Origin of the sequence: Billgrantia kenyensis, from assembly GCF_013697085.1 — a bacterium.
GTDB classification, from domain to species: Bacteria; Pseudomonadota; Gammaproteobacteria; order Pseudomonadales; family Halomonadaceae; genus Halomonas; species Halomonas kenyensis.
The window spans coordinates 21,070-45,517 of record NZ_JACEFT010000012.1 but is presented as its reverse complement, the minus strand read 5'-3'; the positions used below and the strand labels follow the sequence as shown (position 1 = coordinate 45,517).

19 protein-coding genes and 7 tRNA genes are annotated in these 24,448 nt (G+C 63.7%); 7 read left to right on the top strand and 19 right to left on the bottom strand.

Going from position 1 to position 24,448, the window contains the following annotated elements; genetic code table 11:
* Positions 1-105: 105 nt before the first annotated feature.
* Positions 106-1,047, top strand: coding sequence for a transcriptional regulator GcvA (gcvA, locus tag H1D44_RS11265; protein ID WP_181514952.1), 942 nt, complete (start codon positions 106-108; stop codon positions 1,045-1,047).
* Between the two features lie 406 nt (positions 1,048-1,453).
* On the opposite strand, the gene H1D44_RS11260 is transcribed toward gcvA, so the two are convergent.
* The 12 genes from H1D44_RS11260 to H1D44_RS11205 all read right to left on the bottom strand — a co-directional run bounded on the left by H1D44_RS11260 (position 1,454) and on the right by H1D44_RS11205 (position 6,398).
* Positions 1,454-1,541, bottom strand: a tRNA-Ser gene (locus H1D44_RS11260).
* Positions 1,542-1,647: 106 nt separating this feature from the next.
* The gene (locus H1D44_RS11255; protein WP_181514951.1) at positions 1,648-2,151 is read right to left on the bottom strand and encodes a YiiD C-terminal domain-containing protein; all 504 of its coding nucleotides are present in this window, start codon (positions 2,149-2,151) and stop codon (positions 1,648-1,650) included.
* A gap of 3 nt (positions 2,152-2,154) precedes the next feature.
* Positions 2,155-2,715, bottom strand: a complete 561-nt coding sequence (locus H1D44_RS11250) for a nitroreductase family protein (protein WP_181514950.1) — start codon at positions 2,713-2,715, stop codon at positions 2,155-2,157.
* 236 nt (positions 2,716-2,951) lie between these two features.
* A complete protein-coding gene (queF, locus tag H1D44_RS11245; RefSeq protein WP_181514949.1) occupies positions 2,952-3,785 on the bottom strand; it encodes an NADPH-dependent 7-cyano-7-deazaguanine reductase QueF in 834 nt (277 codons plus the stop codon).
* The gene (locus tag H1D44_RS11240) at positions 3,782-4,555 is read right to left on the bottom strand and encodes an ABC transporter permease (RefSeq protein ID WP_181514948.1); all 774 of its coding nucleotides are present in this window, start codon (positions 4,553-4,555) and stop codon (positions 3,782-3,784) included. The genes queF and H1D44_RS11240 overlap by 4 nt, the downstream gene beginning before the upstream one ends.
* Positions 4,552-5,514 (bottom strand): ABC transporter ATP-binding protein, encoded by a 963-nt coding sequence (locus H1D44_RS11235; protein WP_181514947.1) that lies wholly within the window; start codon positions 5,512-5,514, stop codon positions 4,552-4,554. The genes H1D44_RS11240 and H1D44_RS11235 overlap by 4 nt, the downstream gene beginning before the upstream one ends.
* Before the next feature lie 244 nt (positions 5,515-5,758).
* Positions 5,759-5,833, bottom strand: a tRNA-Gly gene (locus tag H1D44_RS11230).
* 22 nt (positions 5,834-5,855) lie between these two features.
* Positions 5,856-5,931: transfer RNA gene (locus tag H1D44_RS11225), tRNA-Glu, on the bottom strand.
* Between the two features lie 18 nt (positions 5,932-5,949).
* Positions 5,950-6,024 (bottom strand) — tRNA-Gly (locus tag H1D44_RS11220).
* Between the two features lie 52 nt (positions 6,025-6,076).
* Positions 6,077-6,152 (bottom strand) — tRNA-Glu (locus tag H1D44_RS11215).
* Between the two features lie 37 nt (positions 6,153-6,189).
* A tRNA-Gly gene (locus H1D44_RS11210) sits at positions 6,190-6,264 on the bottom strand.
* Positions 6,265-6,322: 58 nt separating this feature from the next.
* Positions 6,323-6,398 (bottom strand) — tRNA-Glu (locus H1D44_RS11205).
* Between the two features lie 154 nt (positions 6,399-6,552).
* Here H1D44_RS11205 and msrB point away from each other — a divergent pair.
* From msrB to htpX, 4 genes are all read left to right on the top strand, one after another.
* The gene (msrB, locus tag H1D44_RS11200) at positions 6,553-6,954 is read left to right on the top strand and encodes a peptide-methionine (R)-S-oxide reductase MsrB (protein ID WP_181514946.1); all 402 of its coding nucleotides are present in this window, start codon (positions 6,553-6,555) and stop codon (positions 6,952-6,954) included.
* Positions 6,955-7,025: 71 nt separating this feature from the next.
* The gene (ylqF, locus tag H1D44_RS11195; RefSeq protein ID WP_181514945.1) at positions 7,026-8,006 is read left to right on the top strand and encodes a ribosome biogenesis GTPase YlqF; all 981 of its coding nucleotides are present in this window, start codon (positions 7,026-7,028) and stop codon (positions 8,004-8,006) included.
* A gap of 66 nt (positions 8,007-8,072) precedes the next feature.
* Complete coding sequence (locus H1D44_RS11190; protein WP_181514944.1) at positions 8,073-9,305, top strand: pyridoxal phosphate-dependent aminotransferase; 1,233 nt, start codon at positions 8,073-8,075, stop codon at positions 9,303-9,305.
* 130 nt (positions 9,306-9,435) lie between these two features.
* Complete coding sequence (gene htpX, locus H1D44_RS11185; RefSeq protein WP_181514943.1) at positions 9,436-10,338, top strand: protease HtpX; 903 nt, start codon at positions 9,436-9,438, stop codon at positions 10,336-10,338.
* A 54-nt stretch (positions 10,339-10,392) separates the two neighbouring features.
* Here the strand turns inward: htpX and H1D44_RS11180 are convergent, their stop codons facing one another.
* Positions 10,393-12,201, bottom strand: coding sequence for a diguanylate cyclase domain-containing protein (locus H1D44_RS11180; RefSeq protein WP_181514942.1), 1,809 nt, complete (start codon positions 12,199-12,201; stop codon positions 10,393-10,395).
* A gap of 175 nt (positions 12,202-12,376) precedes the next feature.
* Entirely contained in the window at positions 12,377-13,534 is a 1,158-nt protein-coding gene (gene pdxB / locus H1D44_RS11175) for a 4-phosphoerythronate dehydrogenase PdxB (protein ID WP_181514941.1), read from the bottom strand.
* A gap of 117 nt (positions 13,535-13,651) precedes the next feature.
* Here pdxB and H1D44_RS11170 point away from each other — a divergent pair, with 117 nt between their 5' ends.
* Complete coding sequence (locus tag H1D44_RS11170) at positions 13,652-13,933, top strand: hypothetical protein (RefSeq protein ID WP_181514940.1); 282 nt, start codon at positions 13,652-13,654, stop codon at positions 13,931-13,933.
* 18 nt (positions 13,934-13,951) lie between these two features.
* Here the strand turns inward: H1D44_RS11170 and H1D44_RS11165 are convergent, their stop codons facing one another.
* Complete coding sequence (locus tag H1D44_RS11165) at positions 13,952-14,305, bottom strand: glutaredoxin family protein (protein ID WP_181514939.1); 354 nt, start codon at positions 14,303-14,305, stop codon at positions 13,952-13,954.
* Entirely contained in the window at positions 14,302-16,503 is a 2,202-nt protein-coding gene (rlmKL, locus tag H1D44_RS11160) for a bifunctional 23S rRNA (guanine(2069)-N(7))-methyltransferase RlmK/23S rRNA (guanine(2445)-N(2))-methyltransferase RlmL (RefSeq protein ID WP_181514938.1), read from the bottom strand. Before rlmKL ends, H1D44_RS11165 begins: the two co-directional genes overlap by 4 nt.
* Before the next feature lie 280 nt (positions 16,504-16,783).
* On the opposite strand from rlmKL, the gene rmf reads away from it, so the two are divergent.
* Entirely contained in the window at positions 16,784-16,990 is a 207-nt protein-coding gene (gene rmf / locus H1D44_RS11155; protein ID WP_010627829.1) for a ribosome modulation factor, read from the top strand.
* A 121-nt stretch (positions 16,991-17,111) separates the two neighbouring features.
* Here rmf and H1D44_RS11150 read toward each other — a convergent pair whose 3' ends face one another.
* The 3 genes from H1D44_RS11150 to trmA all read right to left on the bottom strand — a co-directional run bounded on the left by H1D44_RS11150 (position 17,112) and on the right by trmA (position 24,422).
* Positions 17,112-18,134: a quinone-dependent dihydroorotate dehydrogenase gene (locus tag H1D44_RS11150; RefSeq protein ID WP_181514937.1), complete on the bottom strand. Its 1,023-nt coding sequence runs from the start codon at positions 18,132-18,134 to the stop codon at positions 17,112-17,114.
* Positions 18,135-18,259: 125 nt separating this feature from the next.
* Positions 18,260-23,101: an NAD-glutamate dehydrogenase gene (locus H1D44_RS11145; RefSeq protein ID WP_181514936.1), complete on the bottom strand. Its 4,842-nt coding sequence runs from the start codon at positions 23,099-23,101 to the stop codon at positions 18,260-18,262.
* A gap of 211 nt (positions 23,102-23,312) precedes the next feature.
* Complete coding sequence (trmA, locus tag H1D44_RS11140; RefSeq protein ID WP_181514935.1) at positions 23,313-24,422, bottom strand: tRNA (uridine(54)-C5)-methyltransferase TrmA; 1,110 nt, start codon at positions 24,420-24,422, stop codon at positions 23,313-23,315.
* Positions 24,423-24,448: the final 26 nt, after the last annotated feature.

Below are 24,448 nucleotides of genomic sequence, written 5' to 3'. Positions count from 1 at the left end.
TGAAATTCCTGAGTTGGAAACACAAGCAGTATTGCCGGTGCACTTGACCCGCCTCAAACGACGTTTTATACAAAGATCATTCCTTTTTTTCTTGGTTAAGTCGAAATGAGTCGCCGTCACCTACCTAGCCTGACCGCTATGCAATGCTTCGAAGCTTCAGCACGGCATCTCAGCTTCACGCGTGCGGCCAATGAACTGAACCTGACTCAGAGCGCCGTCAGCAAGCAGGTGGCCCAGCTCGAATCGGTGCTAGAGCACCCACTGTTCCGGCGGGTGCGCAAACGTCTCCAGGTCACTCCGGAGGGGTCGCTGTACTTGACGGAGGTGCGCAAGATCCTCGCCCAAGTGGAAATGTCCACTCGCTACATGCAGTCCTATGGGGGGCAGAGCGAAGTACTCAATGTCACCACCCTGCCTACCTTCGGCGCCCGCTGGCTAATCCCTCGCCTCAAGGGCTTTCGCTTCCGTCACCCGGATATCTATCTGAACATCAGCAACCGTGTGGAACCCTTCGACCTTGATGAGCAACATGTTGACGTGGCCTTTTTTTTCGGTCACGGCGCCTGGCCGAAGGCCGATTGCATCAAACTTCTCGGAGAAGAAGTCGTAGCGGTCTGTTCGCCATCGGTGTTGCCGGTCGGCGGTATCAATGACCCCTTGGCACTGACTCAGCTCGTTCTGCTGCAGAGTGCCACTAGGCCGGAGGCTTGGCACGACTGGTTTGCGGCCCAAGGCCTCTATACAGAGCACAGCTATCACGGCCCGCGCTTCGACACCTACTCGATGACACTCCGTGCCGCCAGGGCAGGCTGTGGTGTGGCACTGGTGCCGCGCTTCCTGGCCGAGGAGGAGCTGGCGGCAGGTCAACTGGTGACTCCCTGGTCTTTTTCTCTCACTAGTCGTGATGCCTACTATCTGGCTTTTCCCGAGTACAAGGCCGAACTAGCCAAGGTAAAAGGGTTCGTCCAATGGATACTCGAGCATCTCGAGCACCCCCTCCTTGAAAACGTGGCCGAACCTAATGGCGTTGGCCATTCTCGCTATTGACGAGTTCATGATCATGAGGCATGGATGGAAGGAGTTGTAGAGCTCACTATGCCGAAAACTCGAATTTTCTAATGTCACCTATGCCTCAGCAGCATAAGCGACAAATAGCAGGACGCTACGAGATCTCCGACAACGGCTGGGCCTTCATCGAGGACATCATCTCGCCTCCGCAGCGGACAGGGCGCCCAAACCGCGATGATCGACAGGTGTCGAACGGCATCTTCTGGGTCAAGTGCTCGCGTTGGGTTGGCGTCTGCGTAGTGGAAAGGTAAGGATGATCAGTGACCCAGGGGGAGTTGGATCAAACGGCCCCCAGTGCAAAATCAACTGCTGGGACCGGCTGGGGGACTGCTATTTTTCAGACAAAGAAAAAGCCGCTGATATCAGCGGCTTTTTCGATATCCTGTGGCGGAGGGGGAGGGATTCGAACCCTCGAAGCCTTTCGACTTACACACTTTCCAGGCGTGCTCCTTCGACCACTCGGACACCCCTCCACATTGTGGTCCTCACGCCCTTTGGCTGCGCCTTGTGCGTTAGAACGGCGCAAAGTCTAACGGCTTAAGTGCGCGTTTGCAAGCCGGTTTTTCGCCCCGAGCCGGTTCACTCAGCCGGCAGGACGGCGTAGTCGCCCCGGGCTTCCAGGCAAAGAGCGTCGTCGCACCAGAGCCGCTGCGCCAGGGAAATTCTTCCACGCCCCCGGGTCTCGAGGCGTTCCGCAAGGCCTTTGGGTCCCTGCGGCTGATCCGGCGCACAGGCGATACGGTAGTCACCGGTAACGGGTGCCAGGAAGCGCTGGCTGGCCTCGGCCACGACAACGTCGCGGGCATAGCCGCGCTGGCGCAGCCATAGGGTGGTCCAGCACCAGCCCAGCAGGGTGGTCTGGGCGGTGAGCGCGCCGCCGAAACCGGTGCCCTTGTCGTTGAGATTGGGGGCGAGTGCGAGCTCCCACACCAGGCTCTCACCTTCCCAGCGCATCTCGCGAATGCCGAGCTGCTCGACCATGGGGATGGCCTCGGCCAGCCAGTCGAGAAACGCCTGCGGTTCGTCGCGCCGGCCGGGTTCGGGCAGCGGCAGCCGTGGGTGGGGTATGCCGATCTCACGCATGAGTCAGGTCCAGCGCTCGACGAAGTCGCCGATATTGTGCTCGGCAATGGGCTTGTGGCGCCCGCCGAGCTGGCCAAGATAAAGGAAGGCGATCAACTCATCCTCCTCTTCAAGGCCGAGCCCCTTGCGCACGGTGGGATCGAACGCATACTTGCCGCTGCGCCACATGGCGCCGAGCCCCTGCGCATGGGCCGCGAGCAGGATGCCGTGGGCGGCGCAGCCGGCGGAGATCACCTGCTCGAGCTTGGGCACCTTGGGCACGTCGGGAGTGACCTTGGCGATCACCGCAATGACCATCGGCGCGCGCAGCGGTTTCTTGCGCACGGCGTCCAGGGCGGAATCTTCGATGGCCGGATCCTCGCGATACTCTGCCTCGGCAAAGAGCTCACCCAGCCGCACAAGGCCCTCACCGGTGAATTCGATGAAGCGCCACGGCCGAAGCTCCTTGTGGTCAGGCGCCCTGAGCGCGGCACGATAGATCGCTTCCATCTGCTCGGGGCCGGGAGCCGGCCCCATCAGCTTGCCCATCGAACTGCGCTGGTGCAGCAGGGTCATCGCATCCATGTTGCTCTCCTCTCGAGTCTTTCTCGGCACTCTACCCAAGGCGCTACTGGCGCGCCAGGCTAAGGCAATTGCAGCTGGGCATGACGAGGGGCGCCGGGGATAGGTCGAAGAGGAGGTCTTTTGCCATGGATGGCAAAAGTAGCGCCCAGGGACGGGTTCACAGCGCCTCCTCGCAGACCTGTCGACGGATCAGCCCCGAGTGAAATCACTAACTGCAATAGCCCTGCGCGCCAGGCCTACTGCCTCGCCAGACGCAGGGGCTCGGGCGGGCGCTCGCCGGGGGTGGCGCGCCACGGGCTGATGTCGAGCCCGCCGCGGCGCACGTAGCGCGCCAGCACCAGCAGTCGCTCCGGTTTCGCCTTGGCCATCAGGTCGGTGAAGATATGCTCCACGCAGTGCTCGTGGAAATCCTGATGCTGACGATAGCCGATCAGGTAGCGCAACAGGCTCTCGCGGTCGAGCCGGGAGCCGCGATAGCGAATCAGTACGCTGCCCCAGTCAGGCTGGCCGGTGACCGGACAGTTGGACTTGAGCAGGTGCGAGTAGAGCGTCTCCTCGACGATCTCCTCTCCCACCTTCAAGTGCTCGGCGCTGGGAGAGTAGTCGTCGATCTCGATGTCGAGTTCGTCCAGACACTCACCGGGCAACCGACACACCGCCAGCGCCGCGTCGTCGACATCGAACAGCTCGACCGAGACAGTCGCCCCGGCGGCCTGGGCCAGGTCACGCTCGAGGGTTTCGATCACCCGCTCGCGGCTGTCGAAGCGGGTCTGGTTGAAGCCATTGAGGTAGAGCTTCCACGATTTCGACTCGATAAGGCGGGGCGAATCGGCCGGCAGGCGAAAGCGCGCCACGGCCACCAGCGGCTTGCCGCGGGCGTTGAGCCAGCTCACCTCGAAGGCATGCCATTCGTCCTCGCCGACGAAGGGCAGCTTGCCCTCTTCGATGCCCAGCGGCGCGCGATTGGCCGCGCGGGGAATGGGATAGAGCAACCCGGCATCGTAGTGCTCGGGATAGGCGGACTCTCGCCCAAGCGGGGCATGTTCGAGGGTGTCGGGACGTTGACTCATGATCTGATACCTTTACCCCTCTCCAGCATCCACAGCGCGATGCTGAAGAGCACGATGATGAAAGCGAAGATGGCCGTCAGCGCCCAGCCTACCGGAATGTCGGAGATACCGAGAAAACCGTGGCGGAAGACGTTGACCATGTAGAGGATCGGGTTGAGCAGTGACACGTTCTGCCAGAACGCAGGCAGCAGTGAGATCGAGTAGAACACCCCACCCAGGTAGGTCAGCGGCGTGAGCACGAAGGTCGGCACGATGGAAACGTCGTCGAACTTGTCGGCCAGCAGCGCATTGATGAAGCCACCAATGGAGAACAACGCCGCCGTCAGCACCACTACGCCGATAGTCAGCAGCGGGTGAGCCACGCTGATCCGGGTGAAGAACAGCGAGACGACGGTGACGATCACTCCCACGCCCAGCCCCCGAGCCATACCGCCGAGTACGAAGCCGGTGAGGATGACCCAGTTGGGCATGGGCGAGACCATCATCTCCTCCACGCTGCGCTGGAACTTGTTGGAGAAGAACGACGAGGCCACGTTGGAGTAGCTGTTGGTGATCACCGCCATCATGATCAGCCCCGGGACGATGAAATCCATGTAGCTGAAGCCGTCCATCTCGCCGATGCGCGGACCGATCAGGCTGCCGAAGATGATGAAGTACATGGCCATGGTGATCGAAGGCGGCAGCAGCGTCTGCGGCCAGATCCGCGTGAAACGCTTGACCTCCTTGACTACCAGGGTCCAGAGGGCGATGGCGATCTGAGCGGTACTCACTTGCTCACCCCCATACTATCGAGTTCACGCTGTACGCCATTGCCCTGCTCTACCATCGACACGAACATCTCTTCCAGCCGGTTGGCGCGGTTGCGCATGGAGACCACCTCGATGCCCTGTTCGCCCAGAGCGGCGAAAACGTCGTTCAGCCGCTGGCCGCGATGTACTACCACGGCAAGCTGGGCACCCTCCACCTTGTGCACCTCGAAACCCTCGACGTGCGGCGCCTGTTCCACAGGGCGGGCCAGGTCGAGCAGGAAGGTTTCGGTGTCGAGCTCGGCGAGCAGCTCACGCACGCTGGTATTACGCACGATCTCGCCATGGTTGATGATCGCCACGTTGCGGCAGAGACTCTCCGCTTCCTCGAGATAGTGGGTGGTAAGGATGATGGTGGTGCCCTCTTCGCGGTTGATGCGGCGCATGTAGTCCCACATGCTGCGGCGCAGTTCGATGTCGACCCCGGCGGTGGGCTCGTCGAGAATCAGCAGCTTGGGGCGATGCATTAGGGCGCGGGCGATCATCAGGCGGCGCTTCATGCCGCCGGAGAGCATGCGGGCGCTGCCGCTGCGCTTGTCCCACAGCCCGAGGTCCTTGAGCAACTGCTCGGCACGGGGCAGCGCCTCGTGACGCGGCATGCCGTAGTACCCTGCCTGGGCCAGCACGATGTCCAGCACCTTCTCGAACTGGTTGAAGTTGAACTCCTGGGGCACCACGCCCAGGTGGTACTTGGCCCTGGCAAAGTCGCGATCTATATCAATGCCGAAGATCGACACCTGCCCGGCGGTTTTCTGCACCAGCGAACACACCACGCCCAGGGTGGTCGACTTTCCGGCTCCGTTGGGGCCCAGCAGGGCGAAGAAATCTCCCTGCTCTACGTCGAGATCGATACCCTTCAGGGCATGAAAGCCGTTGCCGTAGACCTTGGTCAGGCCACGGATCGACAGCGCCGGTTCGGCCATGGGACATCCTTGCGTTGGGATGAATGACGAGTCCAAGAGATTAGGGCGCGAAGGATTTTTTCAAGTCGCCGCCTGGAAAACGCCGAAACCCTCGCCCGAGGCAAGGTCATCAAATTAAGTAGGGGGGGCCGAGCCTTGGCATATATGAGGAAGGTAAGAATATTGGAGCGGGAAAGGAGATTCGACGGTCCGGCGCCCCGGCTTCCGGCCCGAGCCTTGGCATCTTGATAGGTGTAGAAGAAATTGGAGCGGGAAAGGAGATTCGAACTCCCGACCCTCGCCTTGGCAAGGCGATGCTCTACCACTGAGCTATTCCCGCTTGAAGACAAACAGAATCAAGGTGGCGTCCCATAGGGGGTTCGAACCCCTGTTCCCGCCGTGAAAGGGCGGTGTCCTAGGCCACTAGACGAATGGGACGCAAAAGCCAGACCGTGCTGGAGCGGGAAAGGAGATTCGAACTCCCGACCCTCGCCTTGGCAAGGCGATGCTCTACCACTGAGCTATTCCCGCATGCACGAACGTCTATGCTATCGATAAAGCAACTGCTACCGCAACCGGAAGATGGCGTCCCATAGGGGGTTCGAACCCCTGTTCCCGCCGTGAAAGGGCGGTGTCCTGGACCACTAGACGAATGGGACGCATTGGAGCACCTGCTCATCCTGCCGAAGCAAGATTTGGAGCGGGAAAGGAGATTCGAACTCCCGACCCTCGCCTTGGCAAGGCGATGCTCTACCACTGAGCTATTCCCGCACTTTGCTCTTACTTCGGTCCTGCACTCCGGCACCTGTTGAAGCCAGCGTAAAACGAGTGGCGTCCCATAGGGGGTTCGAACCCCTGTTCCCGCCGTGAAAGGGCGGTGTCCTGGACCACTAGACGAATGGGACGCAGCCGTCTCGCTCTCGCCTCAACGAGGTGGCGCGAATGTTACTCAAGCCCCTCGGGGCTGTCAACTGTCGGCCTCGGGCTGGCCGAAAAGGGGGAAAAAGGCCAAGCTTTCAGTGTCAGATGAAGTCGACGTCGCCCAGCAGGAGAGAAGCCATGCGCAAGAAGATCGTGAAGAGCGATGCCGAGTGGCAAGCCCAGCTTACCCCTGAACAGTATCGCGTGACTCGCCAGCAGGGCACCGAGCGCCCTTTCAGCGGCGACCATGAGGTGACCGACGAGCACGGCATCTATCACTGCGTCTGCTGCAACGCGCCGCTGTTCGAGAACGAGCACAAGTTCGAAGCCGGCTGCGGTTGGCCCAGCTTCGACCGCCCCCTGGCCCAGGCCGCGGTGGAGGAGCGGTTCGACGAGTCCCACGGCATGCGTCGAACCGAAGTCGTCTGCGCACGCTGCGATGCCCACCTTGGCCATGTCTTTCCCGACGGCCCGACCCAAACCACGGGAATGCGCTACTGCATCAACTCGGTGGCGATCAACTTCCACGCTGGGGAATAGGCAGCCCCTGCCCTGTCGGGGCCGCCCTTCTGCTATGATGGGCGGCCTCGTACGGTTTGCAGGAGTGGTACATGCTCGGCTGGTTCCCGGGACACATGAACAAGGCGCGACGCCAGATTCAGGAGGCGTTGCCGCAGATTGACGTGGCGATAGAGGTGCTCGACGCGCGGCTCCCCTACTCCAGCGCCAACCCCATGCTGGCCGACCTGACCCGCCACAAGCCGGTGCTGAAGATCCTGTCGCGGGCCGACCTGGCAGACCCGGAGCGTACTCGCGAATGGGTCGCTCACTTCGATTCGCTGCCGGATACCCGGGCATTGGCCGTGACCACCACCAACGTTCGCGAGCTCAAGCGTATACCCAAGCTGTGCCATGAGCTGGCTGGCCAGGTACGCGCCGACCGCGACGTGCGGGTGATGGTCATGGGCATACCTAACGTCGGCAAGTCGACCTTGATCAACGGCCTGGCGGGCAAGGCCATCGCCAAGACCGGCAACGAGCCGGCAGTGACCAAGCGCCAGCAGAAGGTGCGCATCGCCGGGCGAGTGGCGCTGATCGACACTCCGGGCGTGCTGTGGCCGAAGATCGAGGACCAGGCCAGCGCCTATCGCCTGGCAGCCAGCGGGGCCATCCGTGATACCGCCATCGACTATGTCGACGTGGCCATCGTCACTGCCGCCGAACTGGCCCGCCGCTACCCCGAGGCGCTGAAGGCCCGCTACAAGCTGACCGACCTGCCGCCCTATGCAGCCAACCCGCAGGCGGAGCAGGTCGAGGCCGACGGTCCTCGGCGGATCGACCTGCTGGCCATCGCCGGCTTCGACGGTCATGCGATACTCACCGAGATCGCCCGCCGGCGCGGTGGCCTGCGCCCGGGCGGCGAAGTCGATCTGCACCGCGGTGCCGAGGTACTGCTGCACGAGCTGCGCGATGGCAAGCTGGGCCGCCTGACCCTGGAAACGCCTGCCGACATCCCCGCCCAGATCGACCAGAGCGAGGCTCCCCCCGAAGCGGCGACCAACGATAGCGGTGACGCCAATAACCCCGCATAATCACTGAGTTCCGGCAACGCGCGACTGGCCGGAGCCACCGGACAACACTGGATACTCGGACACCTCATGGACACGCCCTCTCCGCTCAGGAAATCGCAAAAGCTCGACAACGTCTGCTACGACATCCGCGGCCCCGTGCTCGAGCACGCCAAGCGACTGGAGGACGAAGGCCAGCGCATCCTCAAGCTGAACATCGGCAACCCGGCCCCGTTCGGCTTCGAGGCGCCGGAGGAGATTCTCCAGGACGTGATGCGCAACCTGCCCACCGCCCAGGGCTACTGTGACTCCAAGGGGCTCTATTCGGCGCGCAAGGCGATCATGCAGGAGTGTCAGCGCAAGGAAATTCCCGGCGTCGGCATCGAGGACATCTTCATCGGCAACGGCGTCTCAGAGCTGATCGTGATGGCGCTTCAGGCGCTGCTCAACGACGGCGATGAAGTGCTGATCCCGGCCCCCGACTATCCGCTGTGGACCGCCGCCGCCAACCTGTCAGGCGGCCATGCGGTGCACTACCGCTGCGACGAGCAGGCCGACTGGGCCCCGGACATCGCCGATGTGCGTGCCAAGGTGACAAGCCATACTCGCGCCATCGTGATCATCAACCCGAACAACCCCACCGGCGCGGTCTATCCACCCGAAGTGGTGCGCGAGCTGCTGGCCATCGCCCGGGAGCACGATCTGGTGGTGTTCTCCGACGAGATCTACGACAAGATCCTCTACGACGATGCCGAGCACGTCTCCACCGGCGCGCTGGCCGACGAGGATCAGTTGGTGGTGACCATGAACGGACTGTCCAAGAGCTACCGCTGTGCCGGCTTTCGTTCCGGCTGGATGACGCTCTCCGGCAGTGTGGCGATGCAGCGCTCCCAGGACTACATCCAGGGCATCAACATGCTCGCCTCGATGCGCCTGTGCGCCAACGTGCCGGCACAGCACGCCATCCAGACGGCGCTGGGCGGTTACCAGTCGATCAATGACCTGATCCTGCCCGGCGGCAGGCTGCTGGCCCAGCGCGACATCACCTTCGAGAAGTTGAATGCCATCCCCGGGGTCTCCTGCACCAAGGCCAAGGGGGCACTCTATGCCTTCCCGCGGCTCGATCCCAAGGTCTATCCCATCCAGGACGACCAGAAGCTGGTACTCGACCTGCTGCTGCAGGAGAAGATCCTGCTGGTCCAGGGCACGGCTTTCAACTGGCCCGAGCCGGATCACGTGCGTATCGTCACCCTGCCATGGGCCGACCAGCTCGGCGATGCCCTGGACCGCTTCGCCCGCTTCCTGTCGCGCTATCGCCAATAGCCGCATGCAGAGGCCGCGATTTTCGGCACGGACTTGAAACCTCCATTAACCAGCCGTATCTAATCAACAGATTTTCTGGGTCGCCCACGTGCGGCCCTCACTTCCTCGATGAGACCGGAGATTCCGTACGATGATGAGAATTCTGCTCTTTCTGGGCACCAACCTGGCGGTGATTATCGTCGCCAGCATTACCCTGCGCCTGCTAGGGGTGGAGGGCTATCTGCGCGGCCAGGGCTTCAACTTCAATGCCCTGCTGATCTTCTGCTTCATCGTCGGCATGGCCGGCTCGATAATCTCGCTGTTCATGTCCAAGTGGATGGCCAAGCGCGGCACCGGCACGGTGATCATCGAGCAGCCGAGCAACGCCACCGAGAAATGGCTGCTCGATACCGTCGAGGAGCTCTCTCGCGAGGCCGGCATCGAGACGCCGGAAGTGGGTATCTTCCCGGCACAGCAGTCCAACGCCTTCGCTACCGGCTGGAACAGGAATGATGCCCTGGTGGCAGTCTCCGCCGGACTACTCAACCGTATGCGCCCGGAAGAGGTACGTGCGGTGCTGGCCCACGAGATCGGCCACGTGGCCAACGGCGACATGGTCACCCTGGCGTTGATCCAAGGCGTAGTGAACACCTTCGTGATGTTCTTCGCCCGCGCCGTGGCCCACCTGGTCGACAACTTCCTGCGCGCCCGCAGCGGCGGGGAGGGCGGCCTGGGCTTCATGGGCTACTTCGCGGTGGTGATCGTCGCCGAGATCGTCTTCGGCATCATCGCCTCGGCCATCGTCGCCTGGTTCTCGCGCTACCGCGAGTACCGCGCCGATGCCGCAGGCGCCCAACTTGCCGGCTCCGGGGCCATGATCAACGCCCTCGCCCGCCTCAAGGCGGAAACCGAGCTCCCCGACCAGATGCCCGACACCCTGCGTGCCATGGCCATCACCAAGGGCCAGACGCAGTCACTGATGGAGCGGCTGTTCGCCAGCCACCCGCCGCTGGACGATCGGATTCGTGCGCTCAAGGAAGCGGCCTACCGCTGAAGCGGTCGACTGCAAAAGCCTGGGCCCGTCACGCGACGGGCCCATTTTTCTGTTTCATGATTTTGATTTGTCGGGATCTTCGCCCGGCTCATAGCGTCGCCAGGCGTTACCTCCTGCGCGCTTGGCCTGGTACATCGCCAGATCTGCCCGCCGCAGCAGCTCATCCACGCTGATCCCCTCCTCTCCGTCGATCGTAGCCACTCCGACCGATCCGGCAATGGATGCCTCGCGCCCCTGACAATCGAAGGGCCGAGCCAGGCTTTCGATAATCCGCCCGAGCACACGCTCCAGGTCGTCCAACGACCGGGGGCCAGGCAGAATCAGGGCAAACTCGTCGCCGCCCAGGCGAGCCGCAGTGTCGCTGGCGCGCAGGCACTCGCGCATGCGCCGCCCCACTTCACGCAGTACCAGGTCGCCGGCATCGTGACCCAGCGTATCGTTGACCTGCTTGAAGCCGTCGAGGTCGACAAAGCAGACAGCCAGGGCCTCTCCGCGCCGACGTATCTGCAGCAGCTGTTGCTCCAGGCGCTCACGAAACAGCACACGGTTGGGCAGCCCTGTCAGGGCGTCGTAGTGGGCTCGCCGCCACACCTCCTCCTGCATGCGCTTGCGTTCGGTGATGTCGCGGAACGTGATGACGGAACCGGTGACCCCTTCGCTGGTGCGGATGGGGTGTGCCTGGTACTCCACTGCCAGGGGGCTGTCGTCGGCACGCCAGAACACCGTGTCGGACTCTCCGCCCTCCTCGCCCAGGCGGTAGGCACGCGTGATCGGGCATTCCCTGATGTCGCGCGGTTCACCCTGATGGTCGCTGTGCACGATGAGGTCGCGCAGATGCTTGCCCACCAGGCTGGCTTCCCGGTAGCCAAGCAGGCGAGCCGCCACCGGGTTGCAAAGGGTGCAGACCCCCTCCCTGTTCGTCGCCAGGATACCTTCCGCCGATGAGTCGATCAGCAACCTGAGCCGAGCCTCGGCCTGCTGTCGCTCGGCCACCTCGTTCCTGAGCTCTCCGGTGCGCACCTCGACCAACCTGTCCTGCTGGGCATTGATCTCCTGAAGCGAGCGGATCTGGTGGCGTAGTCGCGAAAGCACACCGATCGTGACCACGGTGAGCAATAGCCAGGCGAGGCCGTGGGAGGCTATCAGGCTGGCCTTCTGCTGGCGTTCGTAGGCGAACATGGGCGCTGCCGGCAAGGTCACGCTCAGGCCGCCGCGGATATCTCCCACTTCATAGCCCTGGTGCTGATGGCACTGCATGCAGGCCTGCTCCACGTGAAGGGCACGCATGTAGCGCAGCTCGGGGGTGGTACCGCGCACCAGCTCGACCCGCTCGACCGATCGGTCGTTCCATGGCAATCCCGCCTTGCTCCCGGTCTCGGCATGCTGGTTTTCCCGCTCCAGGAATTCCAGCATGGCGGTTTCCCAGAGGTTCGCCTGGTTTCCGGGATTGATCGGGTCGAGGCTGGTCAGGTGAACGCGAAGCCCGGCTTTTTCCCGCACGATATCGATCAGGCCGCGGGTCATGAACGCCGGGTTGACCATGGTCAGCGCTCGCCCATCGGCAAGGTCGAGCTCGCGCTCGGGATGCACCAGGTAGGGATTGGGCTGCATCGCCTCGTCCTGCCAGACATAGACCCCGCCGTGGGCCGCATTCCATAGCCGCATCGCCTCCATCATGGCGCCGACCTGGCGCGCCTGCTTGCTGGCCACTTCGAGGCTGTGGGATTCGGCTCCCTTCCAGTTCCACCATAGCGACCCGCCGACCACCAGCGTCCACAGCAGGATGGGCAACAGCCAATAGGCGGGCGCCAGCGCCATGTGGCTGATCAGACGACCGGTTCGCCCCCAGGGATCAGGGCGCATAGAGGTGGTTTCAAAGGAGCGCGAGCTGTCTGGCACGAGAATCTCGAAGCATGATTGGAGCGTCGACCAGAAGTATCGCAAAGGCTCATTAAGTAAAATACGCTGAACTGTCGGAAGCCTGGGCTAAGGGGACTTGAGTTGATTTAGATCAACGGGCCTTGCCAACCGCAGCCAGCTAGCTGCTTGTCCTGGCCCCCGCGGCCTGCAGCCACGGGCCCACTTCCCGAGCCCCCGCCCCCAGCTCGACCGTCAGCGTCGACAGCTCCCGGCGCAGCGGATAGTGGGCACGGCAGGTATCGAAGCCCTGGGCCATGCCGAGACGGCGGCTTTCACGCAGCAGGCTGTCGTGGTCACGACGCACATCGTAAACCGTGCGTAGACACAGCCTCAGCGCCTCATCGGGATCGAGCCCGTTCTCCAGGACCATTCGAGGCACCGGCGGCGGCGGCAGCAGGTCGTCCAGCCCGAGCCGCGCGGGCAACCCCAGGGACCGGCACAGGGCGGCATAGACCTGATGGGTGCCGCGCAGTTTACCGTCCAGGCTGTACCCGGCAATGTGGGGCGTGGCAATCTCGGCCAGGTCACGCAGCGCCGGGTCAATTGCCGGCTCTCGCTCCCAGACATCGAGCACTGCGGTGATATCACCCGGTCCTGCCAGACGCTGACGCAGGGCCGCGCCGTCCACGCAGTCGCCACGACCGGCATTGAGCAGCACCGTACCTGGCGCCAATTCGGCAATACGCCGGGCATCGAGCAGATGATGCGTGGGGTAGGCACCCTTTTTTACCAGCGGGGTGTGCAGGCACAGGATGTCGCAGGTCTCGATCAGGGTATCGAGGGACTCGTAGCCTGCGCTGCCCTCGGCCTGGGCTCTGGGCGGATCGCACGCCAGGCACTCGACACCCATGGCGGACAGTCTCGCTCTCAGGCGTCCGCCTACGTTGCCCGCACCCACGATGCCGACGCGGCGACTGACCAGTTGCCAGTCCTGCCGCTCGGCCAGGGTCAGCAGGCTGGTCAGCACATAGTCGACGACGGCCTCGGCGTTGCAACCAGGTGCACTGGCAAATGCGATGCCGTGGCGTGCCAATGCCGCCGGGTCGACATGGTCGATGCCAATGGTGCAGGTGCCCACGAAACGCAGCGGCGAGCCCTCCGCCATGGCGGTATCGAGCGTCGCGGCATCGAGCCGAGTGATGGATCGGATCACCAGCGCATCGATATCGCGCAGGGCAGCGGCGTCAATCTCGCGGCCCGGTAGCCTCACCAGCTCCCCCAGCGGGCCGAAGCACGCCTCGGCACCGGGCACATTGGCATCGACCAGTATTTTCACCCTCATCTCTCCATATCTGCTGCCCGGCAATGGTTGTTCAACCTGCCCGATGTCTTACAATACCGCGACTCGATCCTTCGTGCCGTTGTTGACGGCGCCAGACATGCGGGAGCCTTCGTGATCGTTCGCTGGGAAAGTGACCATGACTACGTACTGGTGCATATTCATCAGGATATGTTCGGCGACTGGATCTTCAGCCGCGCCTGGGGCCAGATTGGCACCCAGTTCGGTGGACTGAAGCATCTGCTGGCCGATGATCGCGACCAGGCCATGATGTGGCTCTCCGACGAGGCGACCATCCTGTCGTCACGCGGCCTGCACAAGGTACTCGAGGTCGAGGCCGAAAGTGCGGAAGGGCAAGCCGCCGTGCGCCAGCTCTCGCTGCTCGACAATGCGTGAGCGCTTCCCGGGCCTCGTCTAGCCCAGGTAGCGGCGTCCGCCGGGCCGTGCAGGCGCTATGCGGCTGACTTGCTCCTCCTGGTCCTCGGTGCTCTCACCGCTCTGCAGGCGCTGCCAGGCGGCGCTATCAAGCCACCCGCGCGCTTCCAGCCAGGCCGCCAGGCGCGGCGGCTCGAACCCCATGTCGAGCTCCTCGCCGGCTGCGTCCGTCAGCACCGGAATACGCACCCCGTAGCGGGCCATCAGCTCTTCACTCTCGCTGATCTCCACCTTCTCGAGCCGGTAGGCGCCTCGGTGCAGCTGCGCCAGCAAGGCCTCGAGCTGTTCACACAGGTGACAGCCCAGGGTGGTATAGAGCGTCAAGTGGTTCATTCGGCCTCCCGGTGGCGAATCAGGAACACATGATGGATGTCCGGCCGACGCTGGAAATCGGGATCGAAGGTACGCGACGAGATGTCATCCACGTCGAAGCGCTGCGCCAGCTCATCGTCAAGCCGGAAACGGCGCTGGTTGTTGGAAAATACCAGCGTTCCCCCCGGCGCCAGCCGGGCCATGGCCAGCGTGATCAGCTGTCCGTGGTCGCGCTGAACGTCCAGGGTGCCCTCCATCTTCTTGGAATTGGAGAAGGTGGGAGGATCGAGGAAGATGAGATCGAACTCGGCCTTGGCGGTTTCCAGCCAGCGCAGGCAGTCGTCGCGGACCACCCGGTGCCGGGCCGGATCGAGCCCGTTCAAGGCAAAGTTGTCGCGGGCCCACTCCAGGTAGGTATTGGAGAGGTCCACGCTGACGCTGTCGCTGGCGCCACCCGCTTGCTCGCTGCCCAGCGCTGCCTGAACCGTAGCCGCGGCGGTGTAGCAGAACAGGTTGAGAAAGCGCTTGCCGGCGGCCATTTCCCCCAGCATGCGTCGCACCGGACGGTGGTCGAGGAACAGGCCGGTATCGAGATAGTCGCGCAGGTTGACCCATAGTCGCGCGCGCCCCTCGCTGACCTGAAAGCGCTCCCCGCTGCTGGCCTGCTTGCGGTACTGCTCCTTGCCACTCTGCTTCTCGCGGCGCTTGACTACCACCTGGGCTGGCTCGACGTCGAGCACCTCGGGAATCACCTGCAGCGCATCATAGAGCCGCTTCTGGGCCTGGGCAGGGTTTACCGAACGCGGCGGCGCGTACTCCTGCACGTGGACCCGGCCGTCGTAGACGTCCACCGCCAGGGCGTACTCCGGCATGTCGGCATCGTAAAGCCGATAGCAGCTCTCGCCTGACTGCTTTAGCCACTTCTTCAGTCGCTTGCGGTTCTTCTCCAGACGATTGGCAAACATCTGGCCACCTTCACTGCGAGAAGCCTTGGCTGGGACTGCGGCTCGCTCAGCCCCAGCTCGCGCCTCGTCAGGCACGTCCATCAGCAGCAGCTTGGCTTCCAGCGGGCCATTCTTCAGCGAATACTGCTTGTCGGCCCGTAGCCCGATACGGTGACCGAGGTCAGGGTTGGCGGTGAATACGGCCATGCGCCAACCTGGAAAGGCGCGGCGCACCCCCTCGCCCAGCTCACGGTAGAGGGTGACGAGTTCCGGCAGCTCTCCCAGCCGTTCGCCGTATGGCGGGTTGGTGATGACCAGCCCGCGCGTCTCCACGCCAAGATCGTCCGGACGCTCCAGTGCGGCAAGGGAAGCGCCATGCAAGGAGATCAGCGCCGGGATACCGGCGCGCATGGCATTGGACTTCGCCGCAGCCAGCGCCGGCGGGCTCTGGTCGAAACCAAACAAACGGTTACGACAGCGCTTGCGGCCAATGCTGGCGCGGGCCTCGGCCTCGCGCTTGAGCTCGGCCCAGAGCGTCTCGTCGTGCTGCGCCCAGCCGTGAAAGCCGAAGCGTACCCGGCTGAGGTTGGGCGCCATATCAGCCGCCATCAAGGCAGCCTCGATCAGCAGCGTACCGGCCCCGCACAGCGGATCGACCAGCGCCTCGCCGTCGCGCAGCCGCTGGGGCCAGCCCGCCCGAATCAGCAGCGCCGCGGCCAGGTTCTCCTTCAGTGGAGCATGGCCCACGTCGCGCCGGTAGCCGCGCCGGTGCAGGCTCTCACCCGAGAGGTCGATACCTAGCGTCAGCCGGCCCCGGTGCAAGTGGGCATAGAGGCGCAGGTCGGGGCGCTGCAGGTCGACGTCGGGGCGCGGCCGCCCCTGCGCCTGCAGTGCATCGACCACCCCATCCTTGACCGTCTGGGCTCCGAAGCGGGTATGGCGTATCTGGTCGCTGCGCCCGTGGAAGTCCACCGCCAGCGTCGCCCCCGGCCGCAGGTGGCGCCCCCAGTCGACCCCGGCCACCGCGCGATGCAACGACTCGGGCTTCTCGTTGCCCTCCTCCCGCAGCAGACAGAGCACGATGCGGTTGGCCAGACGCGACCACAGGCAGGCACGATAGGCGGCTTCGAGGTCAGCGCGAAAGTGCACGCCGGCAACTGTCGTCTTGTGCGGCTCGGCGCCCAGGCTGCGCAATTCGTCGGCGAGCAGTTCCTCAAGTCCCTTGGGACAGGTGGCCAGGAAGAGGTGTGTTACCTGTTGCGAAGACTCACTCATGCGATGTTCCCGCCCCCTTCGGCCGGGCATATTCCAATCATTACAATTTGGTCTCTGTCTTATGACAAAACATAGGTCGACAATCGCCCCCATAATGGGCTAAGACTAGACATGGTAGCTACCAGAAAAGACGCATGCGTACACTAAGCGGGCCTCGACTGAACCCGCATGACCTCGCTCTGCCGTCGTTAAGGGACTGATTAACGGCTAGGCGATCGGTGGAACGCCGGAGCGTGCATGTCGCGCGCTCCAAATTGGTACCTTTACAAGAGGTCATCCGATGAAAAGACAGAAACGTGATCGCTACCAACGCGCCTATCTCCATGGCTACAAGGCCGGTATTTCCGGGCGCTCCCGCGACGACTGTCCCAGTCAGGATGTCAACATACGTGAATATTGGATGAGTGGTTGGCGTGAAGGCCGAGGTGACCAGTGGGCCGGCATGACCGGCGTCTCCGGCATTCACAAGAACCCGATGGTGCTGTAACCCTTTCCCACCAACCTGTCGTCCCTTCGCCAACATCGGAGTGGCGAAGCCAAGCTAAGCCCGTGCCTTGCACGGGCTTTCTTAGTTTGCCCCCGCGAAACCTGCACGTGAGCAAGCCACATCAGCGCTGCCCGGCGGCCTTGAGCGCCCGGGCACACTCCCCCACCAGGGCCGGGCCGCGATAGATGAACCCCGAGTAGAGCTGCACCAGGTCGGCGCCGGCCTCCAGCTTGGCCGTGGCCGCCTCGCCGCTGTCAATGCCGCCCACGCCGATGATCGGCAGCTTGGGCAGATGCCGACGCAACTCGCGAATGACCCGGTTGGAAGCCTCGAACACCGGCCGCCCCGACAGGCCACCCTGCTCGTCGGCATGGGGAAGGCCAGCCACCGCCTCACGCGAAATCGTCGTGTTGGTCGCGATTACGGCATCGATGCCGCACCGGGCAATGCTGCCCGCCACCAGGCCTACCTCGTCATCGCTCATGTCAGGGGCGATCTTGACCGCCAGCGGCACCCGCCGGCCAGCCGCCTGATCCAGGCGACTGCCCGCATCGCGCAGCGAGCCTAACAGGGCGTCGAGCTGCTCGCCAAACTGCAGGCTACGCAGCCCCGGCGTATTGGGCGAGGAGATGTTGACCGTCACGTAGTGCGCATGAGCGTGCACCTTCTCCAGGCAGACCAGGTAGTCATCCACCGCGCGCTCCACCGGCGTGGTGAGGTTCTTGCCGATGTTGATACCGATCACCCCGTCGTAGCGCGATGCCTTGACCCGCGCCACCAGGTGGTCCACCCCGGCATTGTTGAAGCCCATGCGATTGATGATCGCGCCACCCTCGGGCAGACGAAACAGACGCGGCTTGGGGTTGCCATCCTGGGGCTTGGGCGTGACGGTGCCGACCTCGACGAAGCCGAAGCCGAGCGCGCCCAGCGCATCGAGATGATCGGCATTCTTGTCCAGCCCCGCAGCCAGCCCCACCCGATTGGGGAAGCGCAGGCCCATCAACTCCACCGGGTCGTCGACACGCGCACCTGCCAGCAGCCCCGTCAGCCGCAGTCGATGCGCCAGGTCCAGTGCGCCAAGCGCGCGGCCGTGGGCGGTTTCGGCATCGAGGCGAAACAGGATCGAGCGAGCAAGCGCGTACATGGCATCTCCAGGCAAGGGGGAAGAGGAGCAAGTGGCGAGGCGGGCGAGATTATAGCAGCGCTGCGTGCTCAAGACGACGCACCCCGCCAGGGTAGGCGGGGTGCGCATGTGAGAGCAGCAGGCAATCAGGCTTCGCCGTTGCTCTCCGCCAGGTCGACCAGCTCGCGTACTGCCACGGCAAAGAGCGGGAAACTTGCCTGGCTGCCGCCGCGCACCTCGGCAATCAAGCGGCACCAGCGCTCATGCAGCGAGGAGTGCGCGGCCAGCCAGGTATCGACCCGCTCGACGGATTCACGCCCATCCTCGGTCTTGAGCACGCTGACGGTCAGCGCCAGCTGCTGGCGATCGATGTCGTCGCGGAAGGTCTCGCGGGCCTGCGCCTGCCAGCTGTCGCGCACGTGCAGTTGACTGACCTGCTGGAGCATCCAGGGCAGTTCCAGGCGATCGCCGATCTCGAAGAAGACCTCAGCCACGCGCTGCGGCTTCTCGTCGGCCTGGCGAGCCGCCTGGATGATGCCCAGCGCACCGTAGAGGCTGCCCGAAGCGGCCACCGTGGCAGCCAGCTCCTCGGGAACGCCGGCATCGAGCAGCTCACTGCGCTTGTGCTCCCAGCGCTCGCGCTCCTCTCCGCGCAGCAGCTCGCCGATACTCTCCTGCAGCTGGGCGACGCGGGGCGCGAAATACTCGATGGCATCACGAGTGGAGAGGCCCAGCCGCTGGCGCAGGAACCAGCGGGTAGTACGCCGGATCAGCCGGATCAGGTCCATCATCATGGCGTACTGCACCTGGCTGGGGACCTGGTTGTCCAGTGCTTCGATGCGCTCCCACAGGCTCGAGAGCTGGAAGCTCTCGCGGGCAATGATGTAGGCGCGGGCGATGTCGGCCGGGCTGGCTCCGGTGGAGTCGATCAACAAGCGGACGAAGACGATGCCCATGTGATCGACCAAGTCGTTGGCCACCTGGGTGGTGACGATCTCGCGCTTGAGACGATGATCGTACATCTCATTGCGGAAACGCTCGACCAGCACTCGCGGGAAGATCCGCTCCACGTACTGCTGGATATAAGGATCGTCGGGCACGTCGGAGGCCAGCACGTCTCCCTTCAACACGCTCTTGGAGTAGGAGATGAGCACCGACAGCTCCGGGTGGGTCATTCCCTGGTCGCTGCCCGCCCGCTCCAGGAGCTCCTCGTCGGCAGGCAGGAACTCGAGTTCACGGTCAAGCTGTCCGGCGGCCTCCAGCTCGCTGATAAAGCGCCGGTACGGGTCGATGCCTCGGCGTGAGAAGAGCGACGAGATATCCAGCGCCTGGGTCTGGCGGTAGTTGTCGAGAATGACCAGGTCAGCCACCTCCTCGGTCATCTCGGCCAGCAGCTGGTTGCGCTGCTTTTCGGTCATGTCGCCGCGCTTGACCACTTCATCGATGAGGATCTTGATGTTGACTTCATGGTCGGAGCAGTTGACCCCGCCGGCATTGTCGATGAAGTCGGTATTGACCAGCACGCCCTTGGCAGCGGCCTCCATTCGGCCACGCTGGGTCAGGCCCAGGTTGCCGCCCTCGCCGACCACCCGGCAGTTGAGCTCTCCGCCATTGATACGCAGCGCATCGTTGGCCTTGTCGCCGACCATGGCATCGGTCTCGGCACTGCCCTTGACGTAGGTGCCGATCCCACCGTTCCACAGCAGGTCGATCTTCGCCTTGAGCATGGCGCGAATGAGCTCGTTGGGCGACAGACGGTCCTCCTCGATACCGAAAGCTTCTTTCATCTGCGGTGAGATCGAGATCGACTTGGCGCTGCGCTTGAACACCCCGCCACCTTCCGAGATCAGCGACGCATCGAAATCCTCCCAGCTCGAGCGCGGCAGCTGGAACAGGCGCTGGCGTTCGGCAAAGGTGGCTGCCGCATCGGGCGCCGGATCGACAAAGATATGCAGGTGATTGAAGGCCCCCACCAGGCGAATCTTGTCGGAGAGCAGCATGCCGTTGCCGAACACGTCGCCCCCCATGTCGCCGATGCCGACCACGCTGAACTCCTCCTCCTGGGTGTTGAGGCCCAGGTTACGGAAGTGGCGCTTCACCGATTCCCAGGCGCCACGGGCGGTGATGCCCATCTTCTTGTGGTCGTAGCCGTTGGCCCCGCCGGAGGCGAAGGCGTCGCCCAGCCAGTGGCCGTACTCCGCGGAGATCTCGTTGGCAATGTCGGAGAAGGTGGCGGTGCCCTTGTCGGCAGCCACCACTAGGTAGGCGTCGTCGTCATCGTGGCGCACCACCTCTCTGGGCGGTACCACCTCGCCGCCGACCAGGTTGTCGGTGACGTCGAGCAGCGCCCGGATGAAGGTCTTGTAGCAGGCGATGCCCTCCTGCTGAAGCGCATCTCGGTCTCCGCCCTCGGGCAAGCGCTTGCAGACGAAGCCGCCCTTGGCGCCGACCGGCACGATGACCGCATTCTTGACCTGCTGCGCCTTGACCAGCCCCAGCACCTCGGTGCGGAAATCCTCCTGACGGTCCGACCAGCGCAGCCCACCGCGAGCGACCTTGCCGCCGCGCAGGTGGACACCCTCGACCCGCGGCGAGCAGACGAAGATCTCGAAGGCCGGACGCGGCTTGGGCATCCCGGTGATACGCTTGGGGTCGAGCTTGTAGGCAATGTAGTCCTTGAAGTTGCCGTCGGCACCGCGCTGGTAGTAGTTGGTGCGCAGCGTGGCCTGGATCATCTCCATGAAGCGGCGCAGCAGCTGATCGTCGTTGAGACTTGCAACGCCGTCGAGGTGCCGGTGGATGCGGTCGAGGCAGGCTCCCGTCTCCTCCTCGTCGGGACGGTGCGCCGGGTCGAAGCGCAGCCGGAACAGGGTCACCAGCTCGCGGGTGATCTCCGGGTAACTGGTCAGGGCGGAAGCGATATAGTCCTGCGACATGCCGAAGCGGATCTGCTTCAGGTAGCGGGCATAGGCACGCAGCATGGCGACTTCTCGCCAGTCCAGGTTGGCGGCGATGACCAGGCGATTGAAGCCGTCATTTTCCGCCTCTCCTACCCAGATGCGCTTGAACGCCTCGATAAAGGGCTCACGCATCTTCTGCAGGCTCACCTCGGTGCTGGTGTGATGCTCGAGGTCGAAGTCATGCAGCCAGTAGCGCACTTCGGGGGTGATGATTTCGTAGGGCCGCTCGCCGATGACACGCAGTCCCAGGTTCTCCATCACCGGCAGCACATCGGAGAGCGGGATGGTGCGATCACGCTGGAACAGTTTCAGGTTGACCCCGCTGCCCTCCTCTTCGACCAGCCGGTAGAGCGTCAGCGCCAGCGGCTCGCCGGCATCGAGGTCGGCCAGGTGCTGCAGGTCGAACACTGCGGTACGCGAGCCGAAGTCGTCGCGGTAGCTGGCCGGGAAAGCATCGCGGAAGCGATCCATCAGCAGGTTGGCCCGCTCCTCGCCGAAGCCCTCGACCAGCGCCTCGTGCAGCTCGTCGCGCCAGCTGCGCGCCAGCTCGGCCACCTTGGCCTCGAGTCGCTTGAGATTGATCTCACGGGGAGGGGCATCGCCGCGAAAGCGCAGGATGAACTGGATGCGAGCGAGGATCGACTCCGAGAGGTAGGTATTGAAGTCGCCGAAGGTGGCGTCGAGCTCCTCGCACAGCATGTTCTGGATGCGCACCCGCAGGTCGGTGGAGAAGACATCCCGCGGCACGAACACCAGGCACGAGTGGAAGCGCCCGGAGTGGTCCGTACGAATGAACAAGCGCACTCGGCGCCGCTCGCGTATGTCGAGGATGCCGAGTGAGGTGCGGGCCAGCTCCTCGGTATCGATCTGGAACAGGTCGTCGCGTGGATAGACCTCGAGGATCTGCAGCAGCTGCTTGCCGTTGTGCCCCTTGGGATTGAAGCCGGCAATGTCCATTACCGCCTTGAGCTTGCGCCGCAGCAGCGGAATGTTGCGCGGCGACTCGTTGTAGACGCTGGCGGTGAACAGGCCAAGGAAGCGGTGCTCGCCGATCACCCGCCCCTGCTCATCGTAGCGGTCGATGGAAATATAGTCCGGGTACGTCGGCCGGTGGACACGGGCGTGATGCGAGCTCTTGGCGAAGGAGAGCAGCTGGGGCACCAGCACGAAGCGATTGTTCTCGATGCCGAGCTCGGTGCGAATGCGCTCCTGATAGCGCGGCAGATCGAGGCGGAACACGCCCAGCTTGCTCGCCTCGTCGCGCACCAGCCGGTCGCCTTCGGCGCCGGTCTCGATGGTGTAGGCGTCGTAGCCGAGGAAGGTGAAGTTGTCGCGCCTGACCCACTCGAGAAAGGCAATCGCTTCCTCATGGTCGCCGGCGTCGACCTGTTCGGGGCGACTCGCCTTGAGTTCGGCGAGCGCCTCGGTCACGCGCTCGCACATGGGCTCGTAGTCATTCACCGCGATGCGCACGTCGCCCAGCACCTCATGCAGCGACTGCTCGATCTCGGCCAGCACCTCGGGGCTGGAGTGGCGGTCGATCTCGATGGCGATGAGCGACTCGCGGCTCTCCGGCGCATTCTCCTCGCGCGGCGAGGTGACCTGCTGCAGGGTATGGGAGCGGTTGCGCTCCACTGCCAGCACGGCGTTGTGGATCGCGTGCACGGTCAGGCCGCGGCGGTTCAACTCGATGCGTACCGAATCGACCAGGAAGGGCATGTCCTCGTGCAACACGGCGACGAAAGTGTGGGAGGACTGCCAGCCGTGCTCTTCGAAGTCGGGGTTGAAGACACGCACCTTGGGCGAGGCGTGATCGAAGTGCTGAATGAAATGCCACACTGAGAGGGTGGCGCCGTACAGGTCGTCCAGCCGCCTGCCAACCAGGTCCTCCATCGGTACCGTGGCATAGAAATGGCGGGCGAAGGCCTCCACCTCATCTGCCCGCACCTTGTCGAGTCGGCTGTCCAGGCGTTCGCGCAGCTGCTTGAGAATCTCCTGCCGGCCCACTTCGATCGTCTCGTATTGCATCCCTCACCTCGGCTGCCTGGGGCCGTGTCTTGGCCCTGGGAAAGAATATCGGCGTGGCTCAAGACCACGTGACGGGAAGCTTACTGCAGCCCTGCGCCGTACCCTATCGACTTGCCAGCCTTCTCATGGAGCATGTCGCTTGTGCATCGAGATTGGACGTTTCGCCACTTGACAACACAGCACACTTTCAGATCGAAGAATTGAAGTCCCCTCAGGCGTGCCTTCTCTCCAGCAGCACCCCGCATTCACAGTGATGGGTCCAGGGAAACTGATCGAACAGGGCGAAACGGGCGATCCGATGAGTACGGCACAGCGTCTCCAGGTTGCGCTCCAACGTATCCGGGTTGCATGAAATATAGACGACTCGAGAATATTCGCTCAGCTGACGGCAGCTTGCCTCGTCGAGGCCGGCACGGGGCGGATCCACCAGCACGGTGGAGAAGTCGTATTGCTCCAGGGCCATCTCCTCGACGCGCCGGCCCCCCTTCTCGCCCTTGAGTGCCGTGGCAAACTCTTCCGCTGACATGCGCGCCACCACGGCGTTGTCGATACCGTTGGCGGCCAGGTTCTCGCGGGCGCTGGCGACGGAAGTGCGCGAAATCTCCGTTGCCAGCACGCGCCGGAAGTTCTCTGCCAGGGCCACGGTAAAGTTGCCATTGCCGCAGTAGAGCTCGACCAGATCGCTATCCTGGCTCCCTCGGGTCACGTCCCGCGCCCAGGTGAGCATGGTGCGACTGATCTCGGCGTTGGGTTGGGTGAAGCTGTTCTCCACCTGCTGATAGTGGAACGTCCGCCCCTCCACCTCCAGCCGCTCCCAGACGTGATCGCACTCGAGCACCAGGCGCTGCTTGCGCAAACGACCGATGATGCGGATATCGAGTCGCTGCTGCAGCCGACGTGCCTCCTCCTCCCAAGCTTCGTCCAGCGGCCGATGGTAGATCAGGGTGACCAGTGCCTCGCCGGAAAGCGTGGTCAGGAACTCGACCTGAAACAGGCGGCGGCGCAGCACGTCGCTCTCCAGCAGCGCCTCTCGCAGGCGCGGCATCAGTTGGTTGATCCGCTGGCTTGCCACAGGATACTCGTCCAGTCGAATCACACGCTTGTGCTTGGGGTCGTCGGGATCGACTTCGAACATGGCGTAATAGAGGTCATCGCCCTCATGCCACAGGCGAAACTCACAGCGCTGCCGATAATGGCTCGGGGGAGAGGCGAACACTTCCAGCGCCGGAGGAGAGAAGCGCTCGAACTGGCCAGTGATGCGCTCGCGCTTGGCTGCTAGCTGCTGGTCATAGCGGGCAGGATCGACAACGGGAATGGACACGGCATCTCCTGAGGGAGGAAGGGGTA